The sequence below is a fragment of the Streptomyces sp. SYSU D01066-1 genome, assembly GCF_054956795.1.
This window is the reverse complement of the sequence record NZ_JBUDHV010000006.1, coordinates 199297-214300: the sequence shown is the minus strand read 5'-3', so window position 1 is coordinate 214300 and position 15004 is coordinate 199297. Positions and strand designations below refer to the sequence as shown.

Here is a 15004-nt window from a genome sequence, read left to right as displayed (position 1 = left end):
GTACGTGTCCTACCTTTCGGCGGTGGGGGTTGACTGATGAGGGCAGCTCGAGAGTGTGGTCCCGAGGTCGGACTCGGGCGTGGGAGGCGTCCGTGCCGGCCGCCAGGGTCGCTTCCGTCCGGTGAACACCGCCGCCGTCAATGCGGCCATGCCTGCACCGGCGAACACCAAGTGCATGGGTATCCAGTCGGCCAGCACCCCGCCCAGGGCCAGGCCTGCGCCCTGCGTGGCGATTGATCCCGCACCGGTGAGCGTCATGGCGCGGCCGCGGAGCGAGGCGGGCACCCGCTCGATGAAGAGTTGGTCCAAGGGGACTGCGAAGGCCGTTCCCGCACCGCTGACGAAGAGCAGAGCCAGCGCCATGGGGAGCGACGGCGCGAAGACGAAGAACAGCAGAGGCGTCACGGCGACGAGGACGAGTGCCGGAACCCACCTGGTGCGCGCTTGAGGCCCTAGGAATCGCGCAACCACGGCCTCGCCGATCACTGTGCCGACCGCAGGGAAGGCCAGGAGGAGGCCCACCGCCTCGGGGCCTCCGTCCAGGTGCGCCGCGTACGGCGCGGCAAGTCCTTCCGGCAGTACGAAGAAGGCTGTCGGTACCCACTGCAGAAGCAGAAGGCGGCGCAGTTCGGAATCACCAAGGATCGAACGGTTGCCCTGGATGGTCGCGAGCATGATTCCCGAGGGGTGAGCGAGCCGCTCGACCGCGGCTGCTGGCCTCGGTCGCACCAGCAGGGCGACTGCCGCGATGGAGAACGCGAACGTCGCCGCGTCCATAAGTAACGCGGCGCGTGGCGTGAAAACGAGCAGCAGCATTCCCCCCAGGCCGAAGCCGAGTGTCTGGCCGATCTGAACGGTGCCCGAGAACATGGAGCGGCCCAGCGCATAGCCGTTCATACCGATAATGTCGGGCAGCAGAACCTGCCGGACGGCACGGAACAGCGGTGCCAACGCGCCGGATACGGCCACCAGGAGGAGCAGTACGGGGACAGGCATGCCTGGCACTGTCATCGCCAGAACACAGACCAATCGGCCGAGGTCACCGATCAGCATCAGGCGCCGTGCCGGCACCAGATCGACCACGGCCGAGGCCAACGCCGCCGTAAAGACTTGAGGCAAGAAGCCGAACGCGTACGTGACCGCGGTGAGGAGAGCGGAGTCAGTGCGGTCGTAGATGAGGACCGACAGGGCCACCTTGGTCAGGACATCGCCCAGAATGGACACGGTGTGCGCAGCGAAAAGTCCGCTGAACTCGCGATTGCGCAGCAGTTGGCCGTATGTGGCCACCGGTTCATTACTCGATGCCATCGGTTACCGGGCACATCCTCACATCAGCAGCAGGAGTATTGACGGGAGCGGGGTGAGTTGCTGATGGAAAGAGACGTTCGGCCGTCGGGCGGGCGTCCAGCCGTACCGTCAGGCCGATCGGGGCGAGCCCGCGTGACGGATCGGGAACCACCTTCGCGCCCGGCGGCTGCGAAATACGGAAGGATCGGGCCAGAAGAGCTGTGGCAAGTGTCATCTCGATGAGACTCCACGACATCCCCATGCAGATCAGCGGCCCCGCGCCGAAGGGCAGATACGCGTTCGGTGGAGCAGCGGTTGCGGAACCGTCGGGCAGCCAGCGGTCCGGGTCGAAGCGTTCGGGTTCGGGGAACCAGCGGGCATCGCGTTGAATGACGTACGCGGGGACCATCACCTTGGTGCCGCGCTCCAGGGTGTACCCGCCGAGCGTCGTCTTGTGAAGCACGTGGCGGGCCATCATCCAGTTCGGCGGCCACAGGCGCAGTGCTTCTTTGACCACCCTTGTCGTGAAGGCGAGCCGGCTGCAGTGGGTGTGGGAGATGGATGCGGGATCGGGGAGAACCGCTGCGGCTTCCTGGGCGACTTTCTCCTGTACTTCAGGATTCTGCGAAAGCTCGTGAACGATCCATCCGAACCCCGCGGCTGAGGTGTTCTCCGCCGCCAGCAACGTGGCCGCCACTGTCTCCCTGATGATCGCTTCGGGCAGGTCACCGTGGCGGGCGGTGGGTCGCATCAGCACATCGAGCAGGTCGTGCGTTCCGTCTCGTGCTTCTTCCCGTCGACGGTTGATCACGTGTCCGATGACTCCCTCCACCTGACGGTTCGCCCGCATGACGCGCCGATGGCGCGGCGTAGGCAGCCAGAGGGGCAAGGGCATGGTGCTGCTGACAACCGGCGTGAGGGCGTCGAAGAGCTCCCGCACCAGACCGGCCACCAGGTGAGCGTCCGCAGAGAGACAGAACAGCGCTCCCACCCTGGCAGTCACCGCTCGCATGCGGTCGACCACGTCGACATCGCCCGTACCCCATCCCGAGATACCGCCACTTATCTCGGCAGCCATCATCGGAACCTGCGCTTGCATGGCAGTGGGACGCATGGCGCGCATGCGAGCCGCTCGTGACGACGCCCACTGTCGCCGGGTCTCGGCATCGTCCTTCTGCTTACGGTGGAGAAAATCGACCTCCGCCCCGAAGTCGGTGTTGGTGCGCAGCAGGACCTCTCCTGCCAGAGCGGGATCGGCAGCGACGACGATATGGCGATCGAACGACCAGACGGCGCCAAACTTCTCCGACATCCGTACCATGAAACCGAGGCGGTCTTGCTCGTAGGCCGGACCGTTGCCGGCGAGGCGTTCACCAAGCGGACCTGGCGGTCGGATCATCGGCTTCCCCCCTGGAGTATGAGACGTCTGGCCCTTGGGCCGGGGCGGGATAGCGCCTTGCCCCGGCCCAAGGAAGCAGTATGGCCGGCGGTGCGGCCTGCTTTATCAGTACTTGTAGAAGCCGGCCAGGGCCGTCATCTTGGTGCGGCGGGCAATCGCGTACGAGAAGGTCTTGAGCTTGGCCATCGTCGTCACCCTTCTAGGTAAAGGCCGTCATTGCTGAACAACGGCGCAATGTGACTCCTGGATTTTCCGGGAGCCCGTGGTGCGCTTAAAGGCTGCCGAACGCACATGATCCCCGTCCAGAGTGATCGACTTGCACTATGCTGCATGCAGCATCTTCCCTGGGGGCAAGAGATGGAAAATCATCCCATAGAGGACATGAAGCAGCTGGGTGAAGCGGAGATCGAAGTCTTCCGGTTGGGAGCTCGGCAAGGATTCCTGAGGATCGAACCGGCAGCCCGTCAGCTCAACCTGCCGGTGGAAGTAGTGCGAGAAGCGGCCGATCAACTTATCGCCAGGCACCTGCTGAGGCGGCAGCCAGGTCGGGACGGGTGGCTGGCTCCCGTCCCCCCCGATACCGCGGCGGCGGTTACGCTCACCCCCGTCGAGAGATCGCTGCACGCGCAGGTGGCGCGCGTCGAGGAGTTGCGGGCAGAATTCGCATCACTTGGCTCCCTCTATGCAGAGATGCAACAGGAGCAGCGCCACGAAGCTCTCGTCGAGGAAGTTCGCGGCGAAAAGGCCACCATTGAACTCATCGACAACGCGGTGACCCGCGCAGAGCAGGAAATACTCGCATGCGACGCCAGTCGAGCGAGTTCAGTGGGATCACTGGAACGCGCAAATGAACGCGAATCAACTGCCATTCGGCGGGGTGTGCAGATACGCACTCTTTATCGGCACGCCGCCCGTCACGAGGTTGCAACACAGCAATACATCAAGCACCTTGCTTCGACCGGCGCCCAGGTCCGCACACTGCCGGAGACATTCGAGAGGACGGTCATCGTGGATAAAAAGATCGCTTTCATTCCTCACCACGATGACGCCAGCGGGACAGTCGTCGTCCGCGATCCCTCCACCGTGGGTTACCTTCGCGCCGCTTTCGAGCAGTTATGGGCGCAAGCCACGCCCTTCAATCCCGGCCACTTCGGGACACCCGTCATCAGTACGGAGGCGAAGCAGGCGATCGTTCGCCTTCTCACCGAGGGCATGAAGGACGAGGTGATCGCCCGCCGGTTGGGAATGTCCTTACGTACATGCCGCAAGCACATCGCGGAAATCATGGAAATCTTCCGAGCCGAAAGCCGCTTCCAGCTCGGCTACCTGATACGTGCACGGCTGGGAGACGCCAACAAAATTCCTTCCGGGACCATTGACGGTGCAGTCGCCGATGCCGTGTCCTCGGCCAGGAAGGACGAATGAGAAGTCAGTGGGCATTTCGTCGCTGAACGGGTGAGGGGGACGGTGTTCGCAACGCACCGGGCTCCCGTGCCGTTGAAGCCCGACCGGTCTGTGTTCCGCCGACGCAGGGCCAGACATCCCTGTCTCCCGCATCTTTCCCGCCGGCCTGCTTCTCGGGGGCCGCGTGGACGCCGATGACGCCAGCTCCATAGTCGCAGCCGGTGCACTCACCGCTCTGTCCCGGCGACGCCCCTCGAGGCACGGATACGGATCAGCCTCCCACGTCCCACCCGGACTCCACGAACCACGATCACAACGCTGATCACCTCGGCCTCCTCCCCTTGCCGGGGATGAGGCCGAGGCTGTCCCCCGATGCCGCTTCGAACGGACACCAGAAGGGCTGGCCGAGGACGGCTTGCCAAGTGGTGACGGCTTGGCCGAGGTGGGCAAACGTACCGGCGGCGGAGGTGATCGCGCCCGTCGCCAGGCGCTCCGCCGGCGCAAAAAGGTTGCCGTGAAGCTCCTGCGGAACGGGCCGCAGCTCACGCTCGGTCGCCTGCCACAACGTTCCCCTGTACCGCCCGCCACCGCAGTAGCCCGTCCCCTGCACGGCATTCGCCGCATTGAGGTTGTCCACCGGCTCTTGCGCGGGGCGTAGCTCCTCCCGCAAGCCGAACTGATCCCAGCGATCGATGCGGAAGAACCCTCTCAGGCCGACGAACTGCTCGACGGCGAGGGCGTGTCCGACGGCGGCGCGGTGGCCGCCCGCCGCACCAGCTTCATGTACCGCTCCCAGTCCCAGTGGGGCCCCGGATCGGTGTGGTCGGTCCCCGGCACCTCCACGTGCCCGATGACGTGCTCGCGGTCCACGGGTATCTCGTACCGTGCGCATATCTGTGCCGTCAGCCGCGCCGACGCCTCGTACATCGCGTCCGTGAAGTCCTGCGGCCGGTCCACGAACCCGGCGTGCTCGATGCCGACGCTGCGCTCGTTGTACTCCCGGTTGCCCGCGTGGTACGCCACGTCCAGCTCGCGGATCATCTGGGTGATCCGCCCGTCCTGGCCCACGATGTAGTGCGAGGCGGCCTGGTGGTCCGGATTCTGGAACGCGCTGACCGCGCCGTCGAAACTGCCCTGCGTGACGTGGACGATCACCATGTCTATGGCGTAGTCCTCGGGCCGGTCCGCCCGCCGCCAGTTCGCGTCCGCCGCCGCCACCCACCGCGCGCCCCGGTAGTCGACCACCCCGTTCTCGCGCGGTCTGTCCACGCCGGGCACCCGCCACCACAGCCGCCCCAGCTCGTCACGGGCCAGCACCGCGGCGCCCACGGCCGTCACCGCGCCGCCGACGATCAGCGCGCGCCTGCCGATGCGCCGGTCGGTGTCCTTCGGCGATCCGCTCGTGGATCGGCTGTTCGCCTCCATGTGATCGAGAACGCCTGTCCGCGCGCTCCGGTTCCCGCGGCACCCGTACTCTGGAAGGGTTATGACTGACGACACTCCGCAGCGCACCCGCCGCCCTCTCCGTGTCCTCGCCGCCATGTCCGGCGGAGTCGACTCCGCCGTCGCCGCCGCCCGCGCCGCCGAGGCCGGGCACGACGTGACCGGTGTCCACCTCGCGCTCTCCGCGAACCCCCAGTCCTTCCGCACGGGCGCGCGGGGCTGCTGCACCATCGAGGACTCCCGCGACGCCCGCCGCGCCGCGGACGTCATCGGCATCCCCTTCTACGTGTGGGACCTCGCCGACCGCTTCCGCGAGGACGTCGTCGAGGACTTCGTCGCCGAGTACGAGGCCGGCCGCACCCCCAACCCCTGCCTGCGCTGCAACGAGAAGATCAAGTTCGCCGCCCTCCTCGACAAGGCCCTGGCGCTCGGCTTCGACGCGGTCTGCACCGGCCACTACGCGAAGGTCCTGGTCAACGACGACGGCACCCGCGAACTGCACCGCGCCTCCGACCTGGCCAAGGACCAGTCCTACGTCCTCGGCGTCCTGGACGACCGCCAGCTCGCGCACGCGATGTTCCCGCTCGGCGACACGGTCACCACCAAGGACGAGATCCGCGCGGAGGCCGAGCGCCGCGGCCTCGCCGTCGCCAAGAAGCCCGACTCCCACGACATCTGCTTCATCGCCGACGGCGACACCCGGGGCTTCCTCGCCGGCCGCCTCGGCCGCGCCGAGGGCGACATCGTCGACGAGGCCGGCAACAAGCTGGGCACCCACGAGGGCGCGTACGGCTACACCATCGGCCAGCGCAAGGGCCTGCGCATCGGCACCCCCGCCCCCGACGGCAAGCCGCGCTACGTCCTGGACATCTCCCCGGTGACCAACACGGTGACGGTCGGCCCCGCCGACGCCCTCGACGTGAACGCCCTGCGCGCGATCAGGCCCCGCTGGTGCGGCGCCGCCCCCAGCGCCCCCGGCACCTACACGGCCCAGCTGCGCGCCCACGGCGAGGAGACCCCGGTGCGCGCCGAGGTGGTCGACGGCGCGCTGGAGGTCGTCTTCGAGCAGCCGGTCCGCGGGGTGGCCCCCGGCCAGGCGATCGTCCTGTACGACGGCACGCGCGTGGTGGGCTCGGCGACGATCGCGGCGACCACGCGGGCGACGGCCGGCGTGGCCTGAAGCCGTGGCTTCGGGCCCGGTGCGGAAAGAGTGCGGTCAACGTTCGATGACGAGCTCTGGCGTATCCCGAGAAGCCGCTTTAGGCTCGATCGTGCGGATTACCCGCACGTAGAAGCCTAAGGCGGCGAATCAGGTACCCGCCTCGTCTGGAGGTCGGCCGTGCTGCTCAGTTTTCGGGTGGCCAACCACAGGTCCATCCGGGAGGAGACCGAACTCTCCCTCGTGGCCACCGAGCTCAACGAAAGCACCGCCCGGCGGACCGGTGCCCGCTCCGAGGGCAGACCGGTGTCCGTGCTCCCGGCAGTCGGCATCTTCGGGGCCAACGCCTCCGGCAAGAGCAACGTCCTGAACGCCCTGCGCTTCATGCGCAGGGCGGTGCTGGAGTCCTTCGCGGACTGGGGCAAGCGGCCCGGAGTGCCACGGGAGCCGTTCGAGCTCGCCTCGGAAGCACAGGAGGAGACCAGCCTCTTCGAGGTGGACCTCCTCCTCGGCAAGCAGCCCGTCCGTTACACCTACGGCTTCGAGCTGTCCGACGACCGTGTGGAAGCCGAGTGGCTGCACGCCTACCCGTCCGGTCGGCGCCAGGTGTGGTTCGACCGCGAGGCGGACCGCCCGGACGACGAGGGCGGCGAGTTCCGCTTCCCCGGCAACGGACTGAAGGGCCACAAGGACATGATCGTCTCGGCCACCCGCCCCGACGCCCTGTTCCTGACGGTCGGAGCCACGCTCAATCACCCGGCGCTCTCGGCCGTGCACCGCTGGTTCGTCGACAACCTCTGGCTGGTGACGTCGGGAGGAGACGTTCCGCACCGGACGGAATGGACCCGCAAGCGGCTCACCGACCGGAAGAACGGCGCGGAGCTGCGCCGACGCATCGGCGCGCTGCTGGCCGCGGCGGATCTGGGGATCACCGAGCTGACCCTGGACCCCGAGAGCGGCGAGGTGCAGCTCCTGCACCGCAGCGCCGACGGCACTCCCCGCCCCCTGGACTTCTGGGACCAGGAGTCCCTGGGCACCCACGCCTGGTTCGCCTTCCTGGGGCCCCTCTTCCAGGTCCTGGAACAGGGCGGGGTGCTCCTCGCCGACGAACTCGACTCCAGCCTCCACCCGATCCTCGCCGCGGAGGTCCTCCGCCTCTTCCAGGACGAGGAGGCCAACCCGCGCACCGCGCAGCTGGTCTTCACCACGCACGACGCGACCCTGCTGGGCCCCTCCGTGGTGGAGCGGCCGCTCGACCGCGACCAGGTGTGGATCGCCCTCAAGAACGCCACCGGCGAGTCCCGGCTCTACCCGATCACGGCGGCCCGCAAGGCCCGCCGTGACGACAACCTCGAACGCCGCTACCTCCACGGCCACTACGGTGGCGTCCCACGCCTCACCAGCGGCGAGATCGCACGGCAGATCGCACTCATCGAAGAGGGGCTGCGGGCAACAGCGTGAGCAAGGGACAACAGGACCGCCAGAACCGGAACCAGCCACGAGGCCGCCGGCGCCGCCGTGACGCCGACGAGACCAGGTCGCTGCGCAGGCCGCCCCAGTCCTACGGGGACGAGTCCCGCCGGGTGGTCTACATCGCCGCGGAGGGCGACAAGACCGAACGGGACTACATCGCGCTGCTGAACAAGACCTACGGCGAACGGGAGAAGTTCCTGCTCAAATTCCACGGGGCCAGGAACGGACTGCGCCCCACCGAGGTCGTGAAGAAGGTGATCGAGTCCGCCTCCGACCCGGCGGACGAGAAGTGGGCGCTCTTCGACCGCGACACGCAGGACAACCGGGACCAGGACATCCCCGACGCGATGCGCAAGGCCGCCCAGCAGGGCGTCCAGGTGGCGCTCTCCCACCCCTCCTTCGAGCTGTGGCTGCTGCTGCACTTCCAGCAGTTCACCAGCCAGGAGGGAGGCGTGAACGACACCGTCCTGCGCCGGCTGCGCGAGCACCGGGACGCCAAGGGTTTCGCGGAGTACGACAAGGCCTCGGGCGACCGTGGAAAGGGCCTCGACGACCAGCGCGGCCAGTCGCTCCTGGGACGGGAGAAGGACGCCGTCCGCAATGCCCGCAAACTCGTGAGCCTGTGCTCGCACGGTACGTGCTCGGCCCGCGGCCTCGTCCACTCCCCGATTCCCGGGCCGCGTACCGAGAGCTACGAGGAGTGGACCCGCCGCACCGGCCACGCCGAGAACTGCGACCCGCTCAAGCGCGACCCGTCCTCGGACGTCTGGCGGCTGCTCGTCCACCTGGGGATCGTCGAGGACGAGACGCCGGCCCGGTGAGGCCGGGAACCGGCCCCGGCCCGACGGGCGATTTCCCGCGGGCCGACCGGCCGGACTAGGCTGCCGGGGTTCTCCTGAATCCCGACGGCGCACGAAGGACCGGTCCGTGGCCCGACTGACCCTGCCCCAGCTCGAACGGCATCTGTTCTCGGCCGCGGACATCCTGCGCGGCCGCATGGACGCCTCCGAGTACCGGGACTACATCTTCGGGATGCTCTTCCTGAAGCGTTCCTCGGACGAGTTCCAGCCGGAGTGGGAGCGGATCTACCACGCGGAGCTCGAGAAGCCGGGCAGGGACGAGAAGGACGCCCTCGCCCGCGCCAACGATCCCGAGAGCTACCCCCGGGTCTTCTACGTGCCCCAGAAGGCACGCTGGTGGAAGGGGCCCCACAAGTACCACGAGCCGCTGGAGGCGGGAGCCCCGGTCCCGGAGCCGGAGCCCGGCATCTCCGGCCTCACCGAGCGGGTGGGCGAGGGACTGGACCAGGCGCTGGCGGCACTCACCGGCTCCAACGAACGGCTGGCCGGCGTCACCTCCCACATCTCCTTCAACGACACGGTCGGCACCAAGTCCCGTTTCACCACGGTCGAACTGCGCGCCCTCATCCGGCACTTCAGCCTGTACCGGCTGCGCAACGAGGACTTCGAGTTCCCGGACATGCTCGGCGCCGCGTACGAGTACCTGCTCGCCCGCTTCGCGGACTCGGCGGGGCAGCGCGGCGGCGAGTTCTACACCCCGCGCGAGGTCGTACGGATGATGGTCCGGCTCGTGGATCCCAAGGAAGGGGAGTCGGTCTACGACCCGTGCGCGGGCTCGGGCGGCATGCTGATCGCCGCACGGGAACACGTCGAGGAACACGGTGGGGACCCGCAGCTCCTGTCCGTCAACGGGCAGGACAAGAACGGCCCGTCCTGGTCCATGGCCAGCATGAACATGGTGCTGCACGGCATCCACGAGTTCGATCTGGTGCTCGGCGACACCCTCACCGAGCCGCTGCACTGGCGGCCGGACGGCAGCAAGCGGCTGCGGACCTTCACCAAGGTGCTGTCGAACCCGCCCTTCTCCCTCCCCTACGACAAGTACGAGGTGGAGAAGGCCGAGGAGGCGCACGGGACCCGGATGAAGTGGGGCTGGGCGCCGGAGACGGGCAAGAAGGCCGACCTGATGTTCGTCCAGCACATGATCTCCGTGCTGGAGCACGACGGCGTCGCCGCCACCGTCATGCCGCACGGAGTGCTGTTCCGGGGCGGCAAGGAACGCGACATCCGCAGGGAACTACTGAAGGACGACTGCGTCGAGGCGGTGATCGGCCTCGGCCCGAACCTCTTCTACGGCACCGGCATTCCGGCCTGCATCCTGATCCTGCGCAAGCCGCACCGCAAGCACGGCGACCGGCAGGGCAACGTCCTCTTCATCAACGCCGACCGCGAGTACCGGCCGGGCAAGAACCAGAACGTCCTCGGCCCCGAACACGTCGAGAAGATCGTCACGGTCTACCGCGACTGGACCCCGATCGACGGTTACGCGCGCATCGTCAGCAGGGACGACCTGCTGGCCGCCGACTGCAACCTCAACATCCGCCGCTGGGTCGACAACTCGCCGGCCGCGGAGCCGCAGGACGTGCGCGCGCACTTGTACGGGGGCGTGCCGAAGGCGGAGATCGACGCGAAGAAGGAGGCCTTCGAGGCCTACGGGGTGGACCTGCCGTCGCTCTTCGCTGCGCGGGCGGAGGACGAGGACTACGTCGACTTCCTGCCGGAGGGTCCGGACGCCACGGCCGAGCGCATTCCGGGCCTCGCGGCGGCGAAGGAACGCGAGCTGGGCGAGGCGTACGAGAAGTGGTGGGCCGAGCAGGCCGAGCACTTCTCGAACCTGAGCGTGGACCGGCAGCCGATGCGGTTGCGGGAGCGGCTGGTCGCCGGCTTCCGGGCGGCGATCGAGCCGGTCGGGATCCTGGACCGGTACGAGACGGACGGGATCGTCGCCGACTGGTGGGCGTCCGCGCGGTACGACGTGAAGGCGCTGGCGGCCGGAGGCTACGAGCGGGTGCTCGACGGCTGGGTGGAGACCGTGGAGACCATGGTCAACCCGGTCGTCCCCGACAAGGAGGAGAACGAGGGCGGACGGCCACGCCGGGGCCGGTCCAAGTCCACGGTCACCACGGCGGACAAGCGCCGCGCGCTGGACGAGTCGGTCGTACGATTCCTCATCCCCGAGTTCCTGACGGAGGTCGCCCGCGCGGACGCGGCGCTGGTGGAGGCGGACGCGGCGTACAAGGAGGCGGTGGCCCGGCTGGCGGAGGCGCAGGGGACTGCGACGTCGGACGCGGACGGCGATGAGGAGGAGGCCTCCGAGGCGGAGGATCCGGCACGTGAGCCGGTCGACCCGGAGGAGATCGCCGCCTTGGAGAAGGCGGTCACTCAACGCCGCAAGGAGCGCACGGCGGCCTCGAAGCGCCGGTCGGCCTTGGATGCGAAGCTCCTGCCGGAGCTGAAGGCGGCGGCCGAGATGGCCAAGGCCGAGGACGGCGGACAGCGCGTCGTCCTTGAGGTCCTCGGTGAGGGCATCTCCACTCGCCTGGACGCGATGTCGGCTGCGGGCCGCCGCGAACTGGTCGCGGCCTTCCGCCGCTGGGCCGAGAAGTACGCGGTGTCGCTGGTGGAGCTGGAGGCGGACAGCGACGGTGCGGCGGAGGAGTTCGGGGCGTGGCTGAAGGAGCTGGGTTATGAGCGGTGAATGGCCTGACGGCTGGAGGCGGGTGCCGCTCGCGGAGGCCGGGAAGTGGCTGTCAGGCGGGACCCCCAGCACCGCGAACAACGCTTATTGGGATGGAGACATCCCTTGGATCAGCGCGGCCAGCTTGAAGGAATTCCGCATCGACCGCTCGGATCGCCGTGTGACACCGCTCGGTGCGGGCAACGGCTCGCGCCTGGTCGACAGGGGCACCGTCCTTTTCGTGGTCCGGGGGATGAGCCTGAAGTCAGAGTTCCGGATCGGTGTCACCGAACGGCAGGTTGCTTTCGGCCAGGACTGCAAGGCAATCGTCGTGGCCGACGGAATCGACCCGCATTTCCTCGCCCATGCTGTGCAGGCCTGTACGCCGGAAATTCTGGCCATGGTGGAGGAGACCAGCCATGGTACGGGACGCTTGGATACGGAGCGGCTCCAGGAGTTGGAGATCGGCGTACCATCGATGTCAGAGCAGCGGGGCATCGTCGCTGCTCATGCGGCGGTGGAGCGGCGGATTGCGGAGCTGGAGCGTGTACGGACCAAATTTGGGGTCACTGAGGCCGCTCTGGCTGCTGAAGTATTCGCCAACGTGGACTCACGTTGGCCGATTGCTCGCTTGGAGTCGATCGCTACGGTCGCTGCTGGCGTGACATTGGGGTCCGAACCGGTCGGAGAAGGGACCGTAGAGCTACCCTACTTGCGTGTCGCGAACGTGCTGGACGGAAGGATCGACACGGCCGACCTGAAGCGAGTACGCATTCTCCGCTCGCAATATGAGCGCTTCGCACTACGCAAGGGTGACCTACTCCTGACGGAAGGCGGAGATCTGGACAAGCTGGGTCGAGGCGCGGTTTGGGATGGGCGTATCGACCAATGTTTGCATCAGAATCACGTCTTCCGGGTGCGGTGCGGAAAGGAGATGTCGCCGGACTTCCTCTCGTTGTACGCGTCATCAGATGATGGCCGCGCCTATTTTCAGCGAGTCGGTAAGCAGACGACGAACCTCGCGTCCATTAATTCCACTCAGGTGAAACACATGCCGGTCCCGGTGCCGTCGATCACCGAGCAGGAGAAACTACTCGGCCCGATCCGTTCGATTCGGTCTCGTGTTGCTGCGGTGGACCGCCAGTTGTCCAAGCTCCGCGTGATCCAGCGCGGAATTCTGGAAGACCTTCTGAGTGGCAGGGCCATTACCGGTCAATGCGGTGATACGTCCTGTAGTTGAGTGACAAGGGCGGCGAATGCGGCGCGGCTAGTTCTGATGACCAACTGCGGACGGGTGCTGTTCCGTATCGCTACGTCGCCGTCCTCGTCGGAGATGGCGACTTCCACGCAGTTGTTGCCGCCTCCACCGCAGAATGACGAACGCTTCCAGTCCAGTGCGGTCACCGTTCCAGTCCTCTCACAGTTCGCGTGCGATGGAACGGATGAGCTTCTGGGATGCGTCAGGTGACAGCGCCGTTCGTTCCATCAGGTCCAACAGCGAACGATAGTTCGCCAGTGGCGTCGGGGCATCCACGAAGTTGGCGCCAAGGGCTGTGTCGAGCTGGACGGTGTCCAACTGTGGTACAGAGCCCTCGGCGTAGAGGACGGACTGTCCGGCTCCATGGAAAGCGCCGGCGCTGAACGGGATCACCAGCAGAGTGATGTGAGGACGGTCAGCCGCGTCGGCCAAGTGGTTCAGCTGCTTGCGTGCGACCTCTCGGCCTCCGAACTGCAGCCGGAGAGCGGCCTCGTGAATGATGCCGACGTACGGTTTCGGGCTGTCGCCGGAGAGGATGGTCTGTCTGCCCATGCGGTGTGCAACGCGCAGTTCCACGTCGAGGCGGGGGAGTTTTGGCACTGTGAACTCGAAGATCGCCCGCGCGTGCTCCTCGATCTGGAGCAATCCAGGTAGGTGTACGGTCTGCGCGGTGCGGATGCGGGTGGCGTAGTGCTCCACTTCAGAGACGTCGAGGTGGCCTTCGGGCAGCTTGCCCCGGTACTCATCCCACCAGTGACGGACGCGTCTGGTGTCCGCGATCGAGGCAAGGGCCTCCACGAGCCCTTCGTCCGGGCACTGGTAATGGCAGGCGAGTTGGCGTACGCGGTCGCTGCTGACCGTTGTCCGTCCGGCCTCGATGTTGGACACCATCGTGCGGTCCGCGCCGAGCATCGAGGCGGCCTCCTGGATGGAGATGCCTGCCTGTTCGCGCAAGCGACGCAGTTCCGTGGCCAGACGCCGCTGTCGGCCGGTCGGTGAGTTTCGTGGCGCCATGAATCCTCTCTCGTACGAGCGCGACGCAGTCTGTCAGGTCCGCCTATTGCGGTCTAGTGAGCAGGTACTTGATTCACTCATTCGTGAAATCTGGCTCATATGTGAGTCGAGTGGATTTACTGTGTGAGCCATGCCGCTTGCTGCCCACCCGGTGGAAGCGCACCGCCCGCCCCACTCCCTTCCCCGGCCCAACGAGATATGGAGCCGGCGGCAGGCCACCGCCGGACGCCACGGACTCGGTCCATGCCGTGGGTGGCGCCGTACGGGACACCACACCGACCCGACCCCAACAAGCCGAAACCGTGACCGTCGCACCGCGAACCTGCACACGCACAAGGAGGTGACGCGTGAAGAACGCGGAACCGGAGCACGAGCAGACCCCCGAACCGCCGCACCGGGACGACCACGTCATCCCCAGCCCGCCCCTCATTCCCTTCACCGAACCCTGGGAGTACGAACTGCACTTCCCCCGCGATCCCCGTGGGCCGGCCATCGCCCGTACGACGCTCAAGGCCGTGCTCGGCGCGCACGGGCTGGGGGAGTTCACCGACCGGGCGGAACTGCTCACCTCCGAGCTGACCACCAACGCCGTCCGCTACTCGCTCGGGCCCGCCACCGTGCGCCTGCGCTGGACGAACCCGGTGCTGCGGGTCAGCGTGATGGACACCTGCCCCGTGTTCCCGCTGCCGCTGGTGCAGGGCGGGCCGGAGGCCGAGTGCGGACGGGGGCTGCTGATCCTCGACCTGCTGGCCGACGCGTGGGGCGGGTGCGGTCTCGGGGAGTCGCTGTTCGGAGTGGGCGGCAAGGTCGTCTGGTTCGAGCTGGTGCTCGGCGGAGGAGATCCGCCGCCCGACGACGGCGGTAGCGGCGGTAGCGCGCCGAGACCGCCCGGACTGCCGGTGCTCGCGGCCTGAACGAGGCCGGCCCCGGACCACCCTTCGGAAACCGTGAACACTCGCCCGGCGAGTGTTCACGGTTTCACGAACGCCCAGTCCACGCCCACCAGCCGGTTGGCCGGCCCTACCACCTC

At 67.5% G+C, this 15004-nt stretch carries 13 protein-coding genes; 7 read left to right on the top strand and 6 right to left on the bottom strand.

Going from position 1 to position 15004, the window contains the following annotated elements:
- Positions 1-9: 9 nt before the first annotated feature.
- Both ACY1JF_RS08880 and ACY1JF_RS08875 read right to left on the bottom strand, forming a co-directional pair.
- Complete coding sequence (locus ACY1JF_RS08880; RefSeq protein ID WP_462704446.1) at positions 10-1308, bottom strand: MFS transporter; 1299 nt, start codon at positions 1306-1308, stop codon at positions 10-12.
- Positions 1295-2599: a cytochrome P450 gene (locus tag ACY1JF_RS08875; protein ID WP_462704445.1), complete on the bottom strand. Its 1305-nt coding sequence runs from the start codon at positions 2597-2599 to the stop codon at positions 1295-1297. The genes ACY1JF_RS08880 and ACY1JF_RS08875 overlap by 14 nt, the downstream gene beginning before the upstream one ends.
- Before the next feature lie 417 nt (positions 2600-3016).
- Here ACY1JF_RS08875 and ACY1JF_RS08870 point away from each other — a divergent pair, with 417 nt between their 5' ends.
- A complete protein-coding gene (locus ACY1JF_RS08870; RefSeq protein ID WP_462704444.1) occupies positions 3017-4111 on the top strand; it encodes a hypothetical protein in 1095 nt (364 codons plus the stop codon).
- Positions 4112-4412: 301 nt separating this feature from the next.
- Here ACY1JF_RS08870 and ACY1JF_RS08865 read toward each other — a convergent pair whose 3' ends face one another.
- Both ACY1JF_RS08865 and ACY1JF_RS08860 read right to left on the bottom strand, forming a co-directional pair.
- Positions 4413-4727 carry a hypothetical protein gene (locus tag ACY1JF_RS08865; RefSeq protein WP_462704443.1) on the bottom strand — a complete coding sequence of 105 codons (315 nt, stop codon included), beginning with the start codon at positions 4725-4727 and terminating at the stop codon, positions 4413-4415.
- A gap of 71 nt (positions 4728-4798) precedes the next feature.
- Entirely contained in the window at positions 4799-5515 is a 717-nt protein-coding gene (locus ACY1JF_RS08860) for an N-acetylmuramoyl-L-alanine amidase (RefSeq protein ID WP_462704442.1), read from the bottom strand.
- Positions 5516-5576: 61 nt separating this feature from the next.
- Between ACY1JF_RS08860 and mnmA the strand changes: the two genes are divergently transcribed.
- The 5 genes from mnmA to ACY1JF_RS08835 all read left to right on the top strand — a co-directional run bounded on the left by mnmA (position 5577) and on the right by ACY1JF_RS08835 (position 12942).
- The gene (gene mnmA / locus ACY1JF_RS08855) at positions 5577-6713 is read left to right on the top strand and encodes a tRNA 2-thiouridine(34) synthase MnmA (protein WP_462704441.1); all 1137 of its coding nucleotides are present in this window, start codon (positions 5577-5579) and stop codon (positions 6711-6713) included.
- A 159-nt stretch (positions 6714-6872) separates the two neighbouring features.
- Positions 6873-8153 carry an AAA family ATPase gene (locus ACY1JF_RS08850; protein ID WP_462704440.1) on the top strand — a complete coding sequence of 427 codons (1281 nt, stop codon included), beginning with the start codon at positions 6873-6875 and terminating at the stop codon, positions 8151-8153.
- Positions 8150-8986, top strand: coding sequence for an RloB family protein (locus ACY1JF_RS08845; RefSeq protein WP_462704439.1), 837 nt, complete (start codon positions 8150-8152; stop codon positions 8984-8986). The genes ACY1JF_RS08850 and ACY1JF_RS08845 overlap by 4 nt, the downstream gene beginning before the upstream one ends.
- A gap of 106 nt (positions 8987-9092) precedes the next feature.
- A complete protein-coding gene (locus ACY1JF_RS08840) occupies positions 9093-11723 on the top strand; it encodes a type I restriction-modification system subunit M (RefSeq protein WP_462704438.1) in 2631 nt (876 codons plus the stop codon).
- Positions 11713-12942, top strand: a complete 1230-nt coding sequence (locus ACY1JF_RS08835) for a restriction endonuclease subunit S (protein WP_462704437.1) — start codon at positions 11713-11715, stop codon at positions 12940-12942. The genes ACY1JF_RS08840 and ACY1JF_RS08835 overlap by 11 nt, the downstream gene beginning before the upstream one ends.
- On the opposite strand, the gene ACY1JF_RS08830 is transcribed toward ACY1JF_RS08835, so the two are convergent.
- Positions 12915-13049: a hypothetical protein gene (locus ACY1JF_RS08830; RefSeq protein ID WP_462704494.1), complete on the bottom strand. Its 135-nt coding sequence runs from the start codon at positions 13047-13049 to the stop codon at positions 12915-12917. The two genes, ACY1JF_RS08835 and ACY1JF_RS08830, sit on opposite strands and share 28 nt — an antisense overlap.
- 70 nt (positions 13050-13119) lie before the next feature.
- Positions 13120-13974 carry a helix-turn-helix domain-containing protein gene (locus ACY1JF_RS08825; protein WP_462704436.1) on the bottom strand — a complete coding sequence of 285 codons (855 nt, stop codon included), beginning with the start codon at positions 13972-13974 and terminating at the stop codon, positions 13120-13122.
- Positions 13975-14321: 347 nt separating this feature from the next.
- Here ACY1JF_RS08825 and ACY1JF_RS08820 point away from each other — a divergent pair, with 347 nt between their 5' ends.
- Positions 14322-14888: an ATP-binding protein gene (locus ACY1JF_RS08820; protein ID WP_462704435.1), complete on the top strand. Its 567-nt coding sequence runs from the start codon at positions 14322-14324 to the stop codon at positions 14886-14888.
- Positions 14889-15004: the final 116 nt, after the last annotated feature.

What these genes read in the sequence shown, in the direction of transcription:
- mnmA (WP_462704441.1), top strand. Translation starts at nt 5,577, where the DNA reads ATGACTGACGACACTCCGCAGCGCACCCGCCGCCCTCTCCGTGTCCTC.
- ACY1JF_RS08825 (WP_462704436.1), bottom strand. Translation starts at nt 13,974, where the DNA reads ATGGCGCCACGAAACTCACCGACCGGCCGACAGCGGCGTCTGGCCACG.
- ACY1JF_RS08835 (WP_462704437.1), top strand. Translation starts at nt 11,713, where the DNA reads ATGAGCGGTGAATGGCCTGACGGCTGGAGGCGGGTGCCGCTCGCGGAG.
- ACY1JF_RS08870 (WP_462704444.1), top strand. Translation starts at nt 3,017, where the DNA reads ATGCAGCATCTTCCCTGGGGGCAAGAGATGGAAAATCATCCCATAGAG.
- ACY1JF_RS08880 (WP_462704446.1), bottom strand. Translation starts at nt 1,308, where the DNA reads ATGGCATCGAGTAATGAACCGGTGGCCACATACGGCCAACTGCTGCGC.
- ACY1JF_RS08875 (WP_462704445.1), bottom strand. Translation starts at nt 2,599, where the DNA reads ATGTCGGAGAAGTTTGGCGCCGTCTGGTCGTTCGATCGCCATATCGTC.
- ACY1JF_RS08860 (WP_462704442.1), bottom strand. Translation starts at nt 5,515, where the DNA reads ATGGAGGCGAACAGCCGATCCACGAGCGGATCGCCGAAGGACACCGAC.